Here is a 14,486-nt window from a genome sequence, read left to right as displayed (position 1 = left end):
TTGTCCGCTCCATGTCACGGGCCTGTGACGGAGCTCACCCCACCCGCCCGGTGCGGGTCACCACGCCGACGGCCCGCCTGTGACCTCGGGCTCTGCGAAGCCTGTCCCCTGTACAGGTCGCTACGCGCGTAGATATGCTCGACTGGTGACCATGCCCACCACTGCATCCGCAGCTTCCGCTTTCGCCGACGTGACCGCGTCCGACAGTGCGCTGCGCCGCTTCCTCCACGGGCTGCCCGGCGTCGACGCCGTCGGCCTGGAGGCGCGCGCCGCATCCCTCGGCACCCGATCGATCAAGACCACGGCCAAGGCCTATGCCATCGACCTGGCCATTTCCATGATCGACCTGACGACGCTCGAAGGCGCGGACACCCCGGGCAAGGTCCGGGCGCTCGCCGCCAAGGCAGTCCGTCCCGATCCGACCGACCGCACGACCCCGACGACCGCCGCCGTCTGCGTCTACCCCGACATGGTGGCCACCGCCAAGGCCGCCGTCGCGGGTTCCGGCGTCAAGGTCGCCTCGGTCGCCACCGCCTTCCCGGCCGGGCGCGCCGCGCTCCCCGTGAAGCTGGCCGACACCGCCGACGCCATCGCGGCCGGCGCCGACGAGATCGACATGGTCATCGACCGTGGCGCCTTCCTCGCCGGCCACTACCTGAAGGTCTACGAGCAGATCGCCGCGATCAAGGCGGAGTGCGGCGACCGCGCCCGCCTCAAGGTGATCTTCGAGACCGGCGAGCTGTCCACGTACGACAACATCCGCCGCGCCTCCTGGCTCGGCATGATGGCCGGCGCCGACTTCATCAAGACCTCGACCGGCAAGGTCGCGGTCAACGCCACCCCCGCCAACACCCTCCTCATGCTGGAGGCCGTGCGCGACTTCCGCGAGCAGACCGGTGTGCAGATCGGTGTGAAGCCGGCCGGCGGCATCCGCAACACCAAGGAAGCGATCAAGTTCCTGGTGCTCGTCAACGAGACCGTCGGCGAGGACTGGCTGGATAACCACTGGTTCCGCTTCGGCGCCTCCAGCCTGCTCAACGACCTGCTGATGCAGCGCCAGAAGCTGGCTACCGGCCGTTACTCCGGCCCCGATTACGTGACGGTGGACTGATCAACATGGCATCTGCATTCGAGTACGCGCCGGCGCCCGAGTCCCGGTCCGTCGTCGACATCGCCCCCTCCTACGGCCTGTTCATCGACGGCGAGTTCGTCGAGGCGGCCGACGGCAAGGTCTTCAAGACCGTCTCCCCCTCCACCGAGGAGGTCCTGTCCGAGATCGCCCAGGCGGGCGCCGAGGACGTGGACCGCGCGGTGAAGGCGGCCCGCAAGGCCTTCGAGAAGTGGTCGGCGCTGCCCGGCTCCGAGCGCGCCAAGTACCTCTTCCGGATCGCCCGGATCATCCAGGAGCGCAGCCGCGAGCTGGCCGTCCTGGAGACCCTGGACAACGGCAAGCCGATCAAGGAGACCCGCGACGCGGACCTCCCGCTGGTCGCGGCGCACTTCTTCTACTACGCGGGCTGGGCCGACAAGCTCGACCACGCGGGCTACGGCGCGAACCCGCGCCCGCTGGGCGTGGCCGGCCAGGTCATCCCGTGGAACTTCCCGCTGCTCATGCTGGCGTGGAAGATCGCCCCGGCCCTCGCGACGGGCAACACCGTCGTCCTGAAGCCGGCCGAGACGACCCCGCTGACCGCCCTGTTCTTCGCGGACATCTGCCGCCAGGCCGGGCTGCCGAAGGGCGTCGTCAACATCCTTCCCGGGTACGGGGAGACCGGCGCCGCGCTGGTCGAGCACCCGGACGTCAACAAGGTCGCCTTCACCGGGTCGACCGCCGTCGGCAAGGCCATCGCCCGCTCGATCGCCGGCACCGACAAGAAGGTGACCCTGGAGCTCGGCGGCAAGGGCGCCAACATCGTCTTCGACGACGCCCCCATCGACCAGGCCGTCGAGGGCATCGTCACGGGCATCTTCTTCAACCAGGGCCAGGTCTGCTGCGCGGGCTCGCGCCTGCTGGTCCAGGAGTCGATCCACGACGAGCTGCTCGACAGCCTGAAGCGCCGCCTGTCCACGCTCCGCCTCGGCGACCCGCTGGACAAGAACACCGACATCGGCGCCATCAACTCCTCCGAGCAGCTGGCCCGCATCACCTCGCTGGTGGAGCAGGGCGAGGCGGAGGGCGCCGAGCGCTGGACCGCCGCGTGCGACATGCCGTCGGCCGGTTACTGGTTCGCCCCGACGCTCTTCACGGGCGTCACGCAGGCGCACACGGTGGCCCGCGACGAGATCTTCGGCCCGGTCCTGTCGGTGCTGACGTTCCGTACCCCGGACGAGGCCGTCGCGAAGGCCAACAACAGCCAGTACGGCCTCTCCGCCGGCATCTGGACGGAGAAGGGCTCCCGCATCCTGGCGGTCGCGTCCAAGCTCCGCGCCGGTGTCGTCTGGGCCAACACGTTCAACAAGTTCGACCCCACCTCGCCCTTCGGCGGGTACAAGGAGTCGGGCTTCGGCCGCGAGGGCGGTCGCCACGGCCTGGAGGCCTACCTCGATGTCTGAATCGACCACGCGTCTGAGCGTCTTCAAGACCTACAAGCTGTACGTCGGGGGCAAGTTCCCCCGCTCCGAGAGCGGCCGGGTGTACGAGGTGTCGGACTCCAAGGGCAAGTGGCTGGCGAACGTGCCCCTCTCCTCCCGCAAGGACGCCCGTGACGCGGTCGTCGCCGCCCGCAAGGCCTTCGGCGGCTGGGCCGGCGCGACCGCGTACAACCGCGGCCAGATCCTCTACCGCGTCGCCGAGATGCTGGAGGGCCGCCGGGAGCAGTTCGTCCGCGAGGTCGCGGACGCGGAGGGCCTGTCGAAGTCGAAGGCTGCCGTGGTCGTCGACGCGGCCATCGACCGCTGGGTCTGGTACGCGGGCTGGACGGACAAGATCGCCCAGATCGTGGGCGGTGCCAACCCGGTGGCCGGCCCGTACTTCAACCTCTCCTCCCCCGAGCCGACCGGTGTCGTCACGGTCGTGGCCCCGCAGGACTCGTCCTTCCTGGGCCTGGTCTCGGTGATCGCCCCGGTGATCGCGACGGGCAACACGGCCGTCGTGATCGCGAGCGAGAAGTCCCCGCTGCCGGCGCTCTCGCTCGGCGAGGTGCTCGCCACCTCCGACCTGCCGGGCGGTGTCGTCAACATCCTCTCCGGCAAGGCCTCCGAGATGGGCCCGCACCTCGCGGCCCACCAGGACGTCAACGCGATCGACCTGACGGGCGCCGCGGACGCGGACCTCGCCCGTGACCTGGAGATCGCGGCGGCGGACAACCTGAAGCGCGTGCTGCGCCCCCGTACCGAGGACTTCGCGGAGTCCCCCGGCACGGACCGCATGACCGCGTTCCTGGAGACGAAGACGGTCTGGCACCCGACGGGCAGCCTGGGAGCCTCGGGCTCCTCCTACTAGTCCGGCTCCCGCCGACAGCGCGACGACGGCCCCCGGGTGTACGCACCCGGGGGCCGTCGGCTCTTGCCCCGCGCACCCGGCCGACTGCAAGATCCGCTCATGATGAGGGGATTGATCAAGGGAGACAACGTCTTCGTCCCGACGGCCGTGCTGCGCGTCGCCGTCCGGAACGACATCGACGTGGCGGCACTGCTCGTGACGGAGCGGGGCAGGGTCCGGGGGGACGCGGACATCGTCTTCGACGGCGCCCCGGTCCACCCGTCGGGCGCCGTACGGCTCTCCGACGGTGGGGACGGCGGCGAGGACGGCACGGTCTGGGTGGACGCCGACCTCACGGGCGTCGAGCAGGAGATCTCCCGCGTCCTCGTGGTCGCGTCGACGGAGGGCGGCGCGCTGCGGGACGTACGCGACCTGTCCGTACGGGTCCTCGGGCCGGACGGCACGACGGTCGTCGGGTACGAGGTGACCGAAGCGGGCGGCGAGACGGCGATGGTCCTCGCGGAGCTGTACCGGCGCGCGGGCGGCTGGAAGTTCCGCGCGGTGGGCCAGGGTTACCTGGACGGCCTCGTCGGCCTGGCGGCGGACCACGGCGTGGACGTGGCGGAGGAGGCGGCGGAGGCACCGCCGGAGGATTCCCCGGCGGAGGCGGAGGCGGCGGAGGCCGAGACGCGGACGCCGGAAGCGCCACAGGTCCCGGTCCCGGCCCAGGCCCCCGTTCCGACCCCCCTCCCGGCCCCCGCCAAGCTCCAGGTCCCTTCCCGGACCCCGGACCCCGTCCCGTACGCGTACCCGCCCGTCGCGCAAGGCCCGTCCGGCTGGACGTTCGGGGCCGTCTTCGAGCCGCGCACGCTCTCCGGCCCGGGCAACGCGGTCCTCGACGTCGAGGACCTCCCGCCGGGCCCGGTCATGGTCGAACTCACCCTCAAGACCGACGGTTACACCGGCGTGTGGACCCTCGGCCCGGAGAACAAGGAGATGGACCTCCTCGTCAACAGCACGGAACAGGACTTCCGGGGCCGCCTGCTCCACGTCGTCCCCGAGACCGGACGACTCCGGATGAAGCTGAGAGCGGACGGGCCCTGGCAGGCGCGGGTCCTGCCGCTGGCGGCGGCCCAGCTCCTGACGGAAGAGACGATGGAGTCCTGGGGCCCGAACGTCCTGCTGCACACGGGAGGGCCGACCGACGTCGCCTTCCACTACCGCGGCAGCAGCAACTTCATCGTCGACTCCTACGACCTGGCGGGGCACGACGACCCCACGACCCTCCCGGACTCCCTGCGGCCGTACATCAACCAGATCGGCAGGCGCCGGGAGAGCCTTTCACTGCCCGAGGGCCCGGTCCTCGTCCATCTGCTGCGGGCGGCCGGCCCGTGGCGCGCGCGCCTGAAGCAGCCGAGCGCGGCGACGGCCTGGCTGCGACGCGCCCGGCGCTGAGCCTCCGGACCTAACCGGGAAGCAGCCCCTGCGTCAGCGGACCGGCCACCGGCAGATCGGCGATCGCGCCGCCCTGCGTCAGGTGGTCGGTCACCAGGTTGGTGCCGACCGGCTTGAAGTCGGCGACCTGGGTGCCGAGGCCGTTGGCCAGCGGGTCGACGCCCGTCTTGGCCAGCGGGTCCAGCTGGAGTCGGGTCAGCGGGCCCACGCCATGGGTCACGCCCGACAGCGCGCCCGCCCCGGCCGCGGCGGCGTCCGTCCGGGTCAGCGAGTCGACGGGCAGCGGCACCGGGGCGACCGCCTGGGCCGCCGCACCCGCGCCGAGCACCGCGGCACCCGCGGCCGTGACGGTCAGCCCGGCCTTGAGCAGGGCGTTGCGGCGGGGGGTCCGGGGTTCTGCGTGACGCGCCATGATGGTCCTTCCGGGGGGTGATCGGGCGGACACCGACAGTAGTTGAGGTGTGATGCTCGATACCAACGGCCTTCCTCGGGGGTCCACCGCACGGGGTAATGGTTCACACTGGTGTCCCGTGAGTTCCCTACCGATTTCGACCCGCGTCGTCCTGCTCGCCGGCCCCTCCGGCTCCGGCAAGTCGTCCCTCGCCGCCGTCACCGGCCTCCCGGTCCTGCGCCTCGACGACTTCTACAAGGAGTGCGACGACCCGTCGCTCCCGCTCGTCGACGGCAGCTCGGACATCGACTGGGACTCCCCACGGTCCTGGGACGCGGACGCCGCCGTCGCCGCCATCGTCGAGCTGTGCCGTACGGGACGGACCGACGTCCCCGTGTACGACATCGCCACCAGCTCCCGGGTGGGCCACGATCGGCTCGACATCGAGCGGACCCCGCTCTTCGTGGCGGAGGGCATCTTCGCTGCCGAGATCGTCTCCCGCTGCCGTGAGCTGGACGTCCTCGCCGACGCGCTCTGCCTGCGCGGCCGCCCCTCGACGACCTTCCGGCGCCGGCTCGCCCGGGACCTCAGGGAGGGCCGCAAGTCCGTGCCGTTCCTGCTGCGCCGCGGCTGGCGCCTGATGCGCGCCGAGCGGGCGATCGTGGCCCATCAGGCGGAGCTGGGTGCCCACCCCTGTGCCAGGGACGAGGCCCTGGGCCGCCTGGCCGCCGCGGCGGCGGGCCGCCACCGCACGCCGGCCGCCCGCCCGTAGACGCGGAAACGCGGAAGCGCGGATCGGACGAGACCCCCCGGCTCGTTCGACCCGCGCCTTTTCCCCCGTACCCCGTACGGCCCCCGTTTCCCCCGTGGGCCCCCGTGGGTCCTTCCCCCGTTCCCCCCGACCTTCAGGCCACCAGCTCGCCGAAGGACTCCTCCTCGTCACGGCCGAAGCTCAGCACCTCGTCCTCGCGCATTCGCCGCAGCGAGCGCCAGATGCTCGACTTCACCGTGCCGACACTGATGTCCAGGATCTCCGCGATCTCCGGATCGGTCCGGCCCTCGTAGTAGCGCAGCACCAGCATCGTCCGCTGGAGCTCGGGCAGCCGGGCCAGCGCCTGCCAGAGCACCGCGCGCAGCTCCGTGCCGCGCATCGCGTCCGACTCGCCGACCGTCTCCGGCAGCTCCTCGGTCGGGTACTCGTTGAGCTTGCGGCGGCGCCACGCGCTGATGTGCAGATTGGTCATCGTCCGGCGCAGGTACCCGCCGACCGCGGCCTTGTCGCTGATCCGGTCCCAGGCGCGGTACGTGGAGAACAGCGCGCTCTGGAGCAGGTCCTCGGCCTCGAAACGGTCACCGGTCAGGTGGTAGGCGGTGGCGTACAGGGAGGCACGACGCTCCTGGACGTAGGCCGTGAACTCGGCCTCCGAACAGCCCGTGCGTTCCCCCGTGACCTCCCCGTACGCCGCTCCCCCGTCAGCAACGGCCACCATGTACGGCGCCTTGCGCTGACGCCCGACGCTGCGGACGCACCCCCGTCCTCCCCCGATTCGGGAGGTGCCCCCGTCCGCGCCGGACTTCTCGGTGCTCCGTACGACGTCGTGGAGACGCGTGACAACTGCGCTTGAGGTGGTGCTGTGCAGTGCGTTCATCTCGCGCCCCCCGTCGGTTGGAGTGTGTTTCGGTCCGTGTGCCAAGAAGACTGCCCGCCGGACTTCATGGCGGTGTCCGCCGACTGTCACAGGCGTGTCACAGGAGACGAGACAGAAGCGAGTCCGCGAGCGGTCGTACGCGGACGGCCGCATGCGACAGAATGACCGAGTGCCTTTTCTGCTGCTGATCGAGGACGACGACGCCATCCGGACGGCCCTCGAACTCTCCCTGTCCCGGCAGGGCCACCGGGTGGCCACCGCCGCGACCGGTGAGGACGGCCTCCTGCTGCTGCGCGAGCAGCGGCCGGACCTGGTCGTGCTCGACGTCATGCTGCCCGGCATCGACGGCTTCGAGGTCTGTCGACGCATCCGCCGCACCGACCAGTTGCCGATCATCCTGCTGACCGCGCGCAGCGACGACATCGACGTGGTCGTGGGCCTGGAGTCGGGGGCCGACGACTACGTCGTGAAGCCGGTGCAGGGCCGGGTCCTCGACGCCCGCATCCGGGCGGTACTGCGGCGCGGCGAACGGGAGTCGACGGACTCGGCGACCTACGGCTCGCTCGTCATCGACCGGTCGGCGATGACGGTCACCAAGAACGGCGAGGACCTGCAGCTCACCCCGACCGAGCTGCGGCTGCTCCTGGAGCTGAGCCGGCGGCCCGGACAGGCCCTCTCCCGCCAGCAGTTGCTGCGGCTCGTGTGGGAGCACGACTACCTGGGCGACTCGCGGCTCGTCGACGCCTGTGTGCAGCGGCTGCGCGCCAAGGTGGAGGACGTGCCGTCCTCGCCGACGCTCATCCGTACGGTCCGGGGTGTCGGCTACCGGCTGGACGTTCCTGCGTGAGCAAGGGGATCCTCGCGCGGCTGCGGCTCTCCAGCCTGCGGCTGCGGCTCGTCGTCGTCTTCGCCCTGGTCGCGCTCACCGCGGCCGTCGCCGCCTCCGGCATCGCGTACTGGCTCAACCGTGAGGCCGTGCTCACCCGCACCCAGGACGGGGCGCTCAACGACTTCCGGCAGGAGATGCAGAACCGGGCGGCGACGCTGCCGCTGCGGCCCACCGAGGAGGACCTGCGGCGGACCGCCGAGCAGATGGCCGGCGGCAGCGCGGGCTACCAGGTGCTGCTGCTCGGCGAGCGGGCCGTGGGCAAGCCGATCGTCGGCGCCTCGGACCCGGACGACTTCACCCTGGCCGACGTGCCCCGTTCCCTGCGGGAGGCCGTGGACACCGAGCGGCCGGTGACGGAGGCCGACCCGTATCCGTACCACCTGTTCTGGCAGCGGACGGAGCGGGACGGGACGCCGTACCTGGTCGGCGGGACGCGGATCGACGGCGGTGGGCCCGCCGGGTACATGTTCAAGTCGCTGGCCGCGGAGAAGGCCGATCTGAACTCGCTCGCCTGGTCGTTGGGGATCGCGACCGCGCTCGCGGTGGTCGGCTCCGTGCTGCTCGCGCAGGGCGCGGCGACAACCGTGCTGCGTCCTGTGCACCGGCTCGGCGAGGCGGCCAAGCAGCTCGGCGAGGGCAAGCTCGACACCCGGCTGCGGGTCACCGGCGCGGACGAACTCGCCGATCTGACCCGGACGTTCAACAGCGCGGCCGAGTCGCTGCAGAAGAAGGTCGCGGACATGAGCGCGCGGGAGGAGTCCAGCCGGCGCTTCGTGGCCGACATGTCGCACGAGCTGCGGACCCCGCTGACCGCGCTGACCGCCGTCACCGAGGTCCTGGAGGACGAGCAGGACTCGCTCGACCCGATGATCGCCCCGGCGGTGGCGCTGGTGGTGAGCGAGACCCGGCGGCTCAACATCCTGGTGGAGAACCTGATGGAGGTGACCCGCTTCGACGCGGGCACCGCCCGGCTCGTCCTCGACGAGGTGGACATCGCCGACCAGATCACCGCGTGCATCGACGCGCGGGCCTGGCTCGACGCGGTCGATCTGGACGCCGAGCGCGGGATCGTGGCACCGCTCGACCCGCGCCGCCTCGACGTGATCCTGGCCAACCTCATCGGGAACGCGCTCAAGCACGGCGGTTCGCCGGTGCGGGTCTCGGTCCGTACGGAGGACGACGAGCTGGTCATCGCGGTCCGCGACCACGGCCCCGGCATCCCCGAGGAGGTGCTGCCGCACGTCTTCGACCGCTTCTACAAGGCGAGCGCGTCCCGGCCGAAGTCGGACGGCAGCGGTCTCGGGCTGTCGATCGCCATGGAGAACGCGCTGATCCACGGCGGTTCGATCACGGCCGCGAACTCGGTCGGCGAGGACGGGGCGGTGGACGGCGCGGTGTTCGTGCTGCGGCTGCCCCTGGACGCCTCGGGGATCACGCGCGAGGTACAGACCCGCAGCAGCCAGGGTGAGGTGGAGGAAGCGTGAGGCGCCGCACCTCCGGTCGTACGACCGGTAGGCGATCAGTCGGTACGGGCGCCCTGGTGGCGGCCGCGGTCTCCGTGCTCGTCACCGGCTGCGGCATCAGGACCACGTCCGTGCCGGTGGACGCGGGCGCGGCCCCGTCCCGGGTCCCGTGCAGCGTGGCCGGGGAGGCGTCGTCGTCGGGGTCGGTCACGCGGGGCGTGCCCGTCCGGGTGTTCCTGGTGTGCGGCTCTCAGCTGGAGGCCTTGGAGCGGCGGACCCTGCTGCCGGAGGACAAGGCGGGCGGCGACGCGGTCCGGACGGCCACGGGGCTGCTCGCGCAGCTCCTCACCGAGCCCTCGGACGACGAGCGGCAGGCCGGTTTCACGACCGCGGTCCGCGGTCCGCTGGTGGTGGGCGGCGGGCGCAAGGGCGACCCGGCGGGCACGCTGCGGCTGAGCCGGCAGCCGGAGGACCTCGCGCCCGTCGCGCTCTCGCAGCTCGTCTGCACCTTCGCGGAGAGCTCCGTGGGCGCGGGTGACCACACGGTCCTCCTCGGCGGGCCGGGCCTCTACCCGCCGAAGCGGTACGCGTGCACGACCGAACTGCGGGAACGCCCGGAGTCCGCCCCGCCGACGGCCGGCCCTAGCGGTCCGTAGGCTCCGTCGGCTCCGTCGGCTCCGTCGGCTCCGTCGGCTCCGTCGGCTTCCACTGCGGGCTCCCCCTCGGGCTCAGCCCGCGGGCTCCCCCTCGGGCTGAGCCCGGTGCTCGGCGGGCGGCGGTCCCGCGGGCCGGATCCCGGTCCGGCGGAACCGATTCCGCCGTGGTGGGCGTCTTGGGGGGCGTGCAGCGTCAAGGTTCGGGCGGGAGTGCCGCCGTGGTCGTCCGCGTGGTGGGGTTCGTCCTCCTCCTCGCGCATCTGCTGCTCGTCGCCTGGATCAGTCTGCGACCACGGGACGTGGCCTGGGTGACCGCGCCGAACACGATCCCGCTGGCCGGCCTCCGGGCCGATCTGGCCCTGGGCGGTGCCGAGGCGGCCCGGCTGATCGGCGAGGGACTGCTGCTGCTGGCCCCGCTCGGGGTACTGCTGCCGATGGCCGACGGCCGGCTCGACGTCTCCCGGTGGGCCTCCCTCACCCGGACGACCGCCGCCGGCGCGCTCGTGTCGCTGGCCGTGGAGCTGTTGCAGACCGCCGTGCCGGGTCAGGTCGTGGACGTGGACTCCGTACTCCTGAACACGGCCGGGGTGGCGCTCGCCCATCTCCTCCTGGTGCCGGCCGGGCGGGCCCGGTTGCGCCGCAGGTCGGAGGCGGGGCGGGGGGAGTCCTCCGCGGGGAGCAGGCCGGGTGAGGGTTCTCCCCTGCTGCGGAACGAGACGGGTCAGGGTTCGACCCCGACGATTCCCAGGGTCCCGATCGCCCGGTAGACCGACGCCCCGACACCCCTCCCGGCAGCAGTATGGAGTCATCGGGAGCCCGACGAAGCGGCTCCCGGAGACGACTCCGAAGGAGCCCACCATGGCCGCACTTGCCCGCCCCCTCGACGGACGCGTGATCGGCGGAGTGTGCGCGGCGCTGGCCAGGCGCTTCGGCACGTCCGCGACGACGATGCGAGTGATCTTCCTGGCCTCGTGCCTGCTGCCCGGCCCGCAGTTCCTGCTCTACCTGGCGCTGTGGGTGTTCCTGCCGGCCGAGAAGACCGCGAGCACGGCCTGGTAGCGAGGGGCCGTACGCACGCCGAAGGGGCGCGTGCCCGGGAGACCGGGTGCGCGCCCCTTCGGCGTGTACGGCTGCGATCAGCCGAGCGGGAGGCCCTGGAGCGGCAGGCCGCCGAGGAGGCCGCCGAGCGGCGTGGCGCCGAGGCCGCCGGCCGCGGCGTCGAGCGGGAGGTTCTGGGTGGCCTGGCCGGCCGCGGCCGGGAGGGTCTTCACACCCTGGTCGAGGCCCTGGCCGAGAGCGCCCTGGCCGGCGCCGAGGGACTCGGCGGCGCCGTCGGGGAGCTCGGTGAGGCCGTCGCCCAGCGGGACGGCCTGGGTCACCGTGCCCAGCGCGTCGGCGCCGACGGGCAGGGACGGCGCTGCGGAGGCCGTGCCGGCGGCGGCGGCGGCGAAAGCGGCACCGAGGGCGGCGACACCGAGCTTCTTGGCGGCAGACTGCTTCATCTTGAGAATCTTCCTTGGGGAATCCGGGGGCTTCGAGGAAAGCCGGGAGGGGAAATCCTGGGAATGCAGAGCGACTCCGCAACCTAACCAGCGAATGGTTCCTCCGCAAACACCGGAAAGCGGCCGGGTGTCGTGCCCACCCGGCCGCTCCGATCCCCTCACCAGGGGTGGCGTTCAGCCCGCCATACGGGAAGCTTCGCTGGTCGCAGCGGTCTGCTGGAACAGCCATTCGGACTTCAGCTCGGCATAACCGGGCTTGATCACGTCATTGATCATGGCCAGGCGTTCATCGAAAGGAATGAACGCTGATTTCATCGCATTGACCGTGAACCACTGCATGTCGTCGAGCGTGTATCCGAATGCCTCGATCAGCAGCTCGAATTCCCGGCTCATGCTCGTACCGCTCATCAGCCGGTTGTCGGTGTTGACGGTGGCGCGGAAGTGCAGCTTGCGGAGCAGGCCGATCGGGTGCTCGGCGTACGAGTCGGCCGCGCCGGTCTGGAGGTTGGAGGTGGGGCACATCTCCAGCGGGATCCGCTTGTCGCGGACGTAGGCGGCGAGGCGGCCGAGGCGGACCGAGCCGTCCTCGGCGACCTCGATGTCGTCGATGATCCGGACGCCGTGGCCGAGCCGGTCGGCGCCGCACCACTGGAGCGCCTGCCAGATCGAGGGGAGCCCGAAGGCCTCGCCCGCGTGGATCGTGAAGTGGTTGTTCTCCCGCTTGAGGTACTCGAAGGCGTCGAGGTGGCGGGTGGGCGGGTAGCCGGCCTCGGCGCCCGCGATGTCGAAGCCGACGACGCCGGAGTCGCGGTAGCGGTTGGCGAGTTCGGCGATCTCCAGGGCGCGGGCCGCGTGCCGCATCGCGGTCAGCAGGGCGCCGACCCGGATGCGGTGGCCGGCGGCCCTGGCCTGCCGCTCGCCCTCCCGGAAGCCCTCGTTGACGGCCTCCACGACCTCTTCGAGGCTGAGGCCGCCCTCCAGGTGCTGCTCGGGGGCGTACCGCACCTCCGCGTACACGACGCCGTCCTCGGCGAGGTCGACCGCGCACTCGGCGGCGACACGGACCAGGGCCTCACGGGTCTGCATGACGGCGCAGGTGTGCGCGAAGGTCTCCAGGTACCGCTCCAGGGAGCCGGAGTCGGCGGCCTCGCGGAACCAGATGCCGAGCTTGTCGGGCTCGGTCTCGGGAAGCTGTTCGTAGCCCTGGTCACGGGCGAGTTCGATGACCGTGCCGGGGCGCAGTCCGCCGTCGAGGTGGTCGTGGAGCAGCACCTTCGGGGCACGGCGGATCTGGTCCGCGGTGGGGACGTTGGGGGTCTGGCTCGTCATTGCCGCACTCTAGCCCCTACGCGCGTAGAGCGCGCCTCGGTCGCGGCGGTACGAGCCGCGTGGTTCACCCCGTACCGCGTCAACACCGCAGGGAGTAAGGGAACCGCGTTCAGACCTTCGCGCATACGACTTATTGGGCCGTTGAGACGACTCCGCCTTCTCGGGATGCTCCCGGTCCCGACGAGTCGCGGTTACGTGGGGCCTTCACGGCGGGAGCCCGATCCCGCCGACACCAAGGAAGGACGTGGCATGCGATACATCCGCGGACTGCTCGTCGCAGTCTCGGCAGGTGCCCTGACGATCGGCATGGTCGGTGCTTCGCAGGCCCTCGGCGGCAGTGCTCCGACGGTGGCCTCCGTGCGCGGTGGAGAGGACCACGACAAGGGCGGTGACCATGTCGTCATCGACAAGTCGAAGCACAACCTCAGCCACAGCTGCAAGGGCACGTTCGGCTACTGCACGCAGAAGGTGAGCTTCGCGCCGAAGATCCTGGGCGACGTCTCACTCATCGGTACGACCGGACTCATCGGCCTGACCGGCCAGACCGGGACCACTGGCACGACCGGCACCACCGGTACGACGGGCACGACCGGCACCACGGGCACCACCGGTACGACGGGCACGACCGGCACCACCACCCCGCCCCCGCCCGCCGAGTGGTGCTCGCCCGGCTACTGGCGCCAGGACCAGCACCTGGACTCGTGGGTGGCCACCGGGTACAGCCCGAGCGACAACTTCGAGGCCGCGGTCGGCCGTCCGGCCACCCGGTCCAACCTGGGGGTCTCCCAGGGCGCCCCGGTGGACCCGACCCTGTTCGAGGTCGTCGACAACCCCCAGTGGTACGGCGGTGACGACACCAACGCGGTCGCCGACGTGCTGAGCGACGCCCACCCCGACATCAACTACCAGGGCGTGCGCGTCAACAACTGCCCGCTGAACTGATCGAGAAGCGGCGGCCCGAGGGACGGGCCGCCGCCCCGAAGGAACGTGATGGAAACCTCCAGCGAGCGCACCGCCGTACGTCCGACCGGCGCGGTCCCGCAGCAGTCTCCGCCCCCTCCGGGCCCGGACGGCGGCGAACCGGCGCCCCCCACGCGTGACGAGGCCCCCCACTGGTCCCGTGCCTCGGTCGCCGCGCTGACCGCGACCGCCGTGCTGCTGGTCTGCGCCCTGGTGACGCACCTGGGCATGATCTTCCTGAGCGTCGCCCCGCCCAACGCCCTGAGCGTGGAGCACCACGACACCATCGACGCCTACGTCCAGCCGGAGTTCGGCCAGGACTGGAAGCTGTTCGCGCCGAACCCGATGCAGCGCAACGAAGCCGTCGGGGCGCGGGTGAACACCCTGGCCGCGGACGGCCGCCCCCACGCGAGCGAGTGGATCAACCTCACGGACCGGGACATCGAGACGATCCACGGCAACCCGGCCCCCAGCCACGTCGACCAGAACATGCTGCGCCGCGCCTGGGACGCGTACATCGCCACGCACAGCGTGACGGACGACCGCCCCAAGGGCGCCACCGGGACGATGACCCGCGACTACCTCAAGCGCGTGGTGCTCCAGCGCCTCGGGCGCACCTGGAAGGGCGAGCGCATCGTGTCGCTCCAGGTCGGAGGCCGGTTCACGATGGTGGACCCGCCGGCGTGGAGCTCCGAGCAGCCGTCCGACACCACCGACTACCGGCTGCTGCCCTGGTGGAAGGTGACCGATCAGGACTACAGGAGCCTGTGA

16 protein-coding genes are annotated in these 14,486 nt (G+C 71.7%); 12 read left to right on the top strand and 4 right to left on the bottom strand.

Going from position 1 to position 14,486, the window contains the following annotated elements; genetic code table 11:
* Window positions 1-151 precede the first annotated feature (151 nt).
* The 4 genes from deoC (at window position 152) to OG580_RS22570 (ending at window position 4,876) form a co-directional block, all read left to right on the top strand.
* Window positions 152-1,111 (top strand): deoxyribose-phosphate aldolase, encoded by a 960-nt coding sequence (deoC, locus tag OG580_RS22585; RefSeq protein WP_267045486.1) that lies wholly within the window; start codon window positions 152-154, stop codon window positions 1,109-1,111.
* 5 nt (window positions 1,112-1,116) lie between these two features.
* Complete coding sequence (locus OG580_RS22580; protein ID WP_267045485.1) at window positions 1,117-2,553, top strand: aldehyde dehydrogenase family protein; 1,437 nt, start codon at window positions 1,117-1,119, stop codon at window positions 2,551-2,553.
* Window positions 2,546-3,442, top strand: a complete 897-nt coding sequence (locus OG580_RS22575; protein WP_267045484.1) for an aldehyde dehydrogenase — start codon at window positions 2,546-2,548, stop codon at window positions 3,440-3,442. The genes OG580_RS22580 and OG580_RS22575 overlap by 8 nt, the downstream gene beginning before the upstream one ends.
* Window positions 3,443-3,544: 102 nt before the next feature.
* Window positions 3,545-4,876, top strand: a complete 1,332-nt coding sequence (locus OG580_RS22570; RefSeq protein ID WP_267048080.1) for a TerD family protein — start codon at window positions 3,545-3,547, stop codon at window positions 4,874-4,876.
* 10 nt (window positions 4,877-4,886) lie between these two features.
* Here OG580_RS22570 and OG580_RS22565 read toward each other — a convergent pair whose 3' ends face one another.
* Entirely contained in the window at window positions 4,887-5,288 is a 402-nt protein-coding gene (locus tag OG580_RS22565; RefSeq protein WP_267045483.1) for a hypothetical protein, read from the bottom strand.
* Between the two features lie 52 nt (window positions 5,289-5,340).
* Between OG580_RS22565 and OG580_RS22560 the strand changes: the two genes are divergently transcribed.
* Window positions 5,341-6,039 carry a uridine kinase gene (locus OG580_RS22560; RefSeq protein WP_267045482.1) on the top strand — a complete coding sequence of 233 codons (699 nt, stop codon included), beginning with the start codon at window positions 5,341-5,343 and terminating at the stop codon, window positions 6,037-6,039.
* 133 nt (window positions 6,040-6,172) lie between these two features.
* Here OG580_RS22560 and OG580_RS22555 read toward each other — a convergent pair whose 3' ends face one another.
* Entirely contained in the window at window positions 6,173-6,916 is a 744-nt protein-coding gene (locus tag OG580_RS22555; protein ID WP_267045481.1) for a SigE family RNA polymerase sigma factor, read from the bottom strand.
* 169 nt (window positions 6,917-7,085) lie between these two features.
* Here OG580_RS22555 and afsQ1 point away from each other — a divergent pair, with 169 nt between their 5' ends.
* The 5 genes from afsQ1 (at window position 7,086) to OG580_RS22530 (ending at window position 10,983) form a co-directional block, all read left to right on the top strand.
* Window positions 7,086-7,763, top strand: a complete 678-nt coding sequence (gene afsQ1, locus OG580_RS22550; RefSeq protein WP_267045480.1) for a two-component system response regulator AfsQ1 — start codon at window positions 7,086-7,088, stop codon at window positions 7,761-7,763.
* Complete coding sequence (locus tag OG580_RS22545; RefSeq protein WP_267045479.1) at window positions 7,760-9,289, top strand: HAMP domain-containing sensor histidine kinase; 1,530 nt, start codon at window positions 7,760-7,762, stop codon at window positions 9,287-9,289. The genes afsQ1 and OG580_RS22545 overlap by 4 nt, the downstream gene beginning before the upstream one ends.
* Window positions 9,286-9,924, top strand: a complete 639-nt coding sequence (locus tag OG580_RS22540) for a hypothetical protein (protein ID WP_267045478.1) — start codon at window positions 9,286-9,288, stop codon at window positions 9,922-9,924. Before OG580_RS22545 ends, OG580_RS22540 begins: the two co-directional genes overlap by 4 nt.
* Window positions 9,925-10,142: 218 nt before the next feature.
* A complete protein-coding gene (locus OG580_RS22535) occupies window positions 10,143-10,691 on the top strand; it encodes a VanZ family protein (RefSeq protein WP_267045477.1) in 549 nt (182 codons plus the stop codon).
* A gap of 91 nt (window positions 10,692-10,782) precedes the next feature.
* On the top strand, window positions 10,783-10,983 hold the full coding sequence (locus OG580_RS22530; protein WP_267045476.1) for a PspC domain-containing protein: 201 nt from the start codon (window positions 10,783-10,785) through the stop codon (window positions 10,981-10,983).
* Window positions 10,984-11,060: 77 nt separating this feature from the next.
* Here the strand turns inward: OG580_RS22530 and OG580_RS22525 are convergent, their stop codons facing one another.
* Both OG580_RS22525 and OG580_RS22520 read right to left on the bottom strand, forming a co-directional pair.
* Window positions 11,061-11,426, bottom strand: coding sequence for a hypothetical protein (locus tag OG580_RS22525; RefSeq protein WP_267045475.1), 366 nt, complete (start codon window positions 11,424-11,426; stop codon window positions 11,061-11,063).
* Window positions 11,427-11,600: 174 nt separating this feature from the next.
* On the bottom strand, window positions 11,601-12,755 hold the full coding sequence (locus OG580_RS22520) for an adenosine deaminase (protein ID WP_267045474.1): 1,155 nt from the start codon (window positions 12,753-12,755) through the stop codon (window positions 11,601-11,603).
* Between the two features lie 249 nt (window positions 12,756-13,004).
* On the opposite strand from OG580_RS22520, the gene OG580_RS22515 reads away from it, so the two are divergent.
* Window positions 13,005-13,697, top strand: coding sequence for a hypothetical protein (locus OG580_RS22515; protein ID WP_267045473.1), 693 nt, complete (start codon window positions 13,005-13,007; stop codon window positions 13,695-13,697).
* Window positions 13,698-13,745: 48 nt separating this feature from the next.
* Window positions 13,746-14,486, top strand: a complete 741-nt coding sequence (locus OG580_RS22510) for a DUF5819 family protein (protein WP_267045472.1) — start codon at window positions 13,746-13,748, stop codon at window positions 14,484-14,486.

The organism is Streptomyces sp. NBC_00094, assembly GCF_026343125.1.
GTDB lineage: Bacteria > Actinomycetota > Actinomycetes > Streptomycetales > Streptomycetaceae > Streptomyces.
Note: the sequence above shows the minus strand (reverse complement) of the source record. Positions and strands in the feature narration are given on the sequence as shown.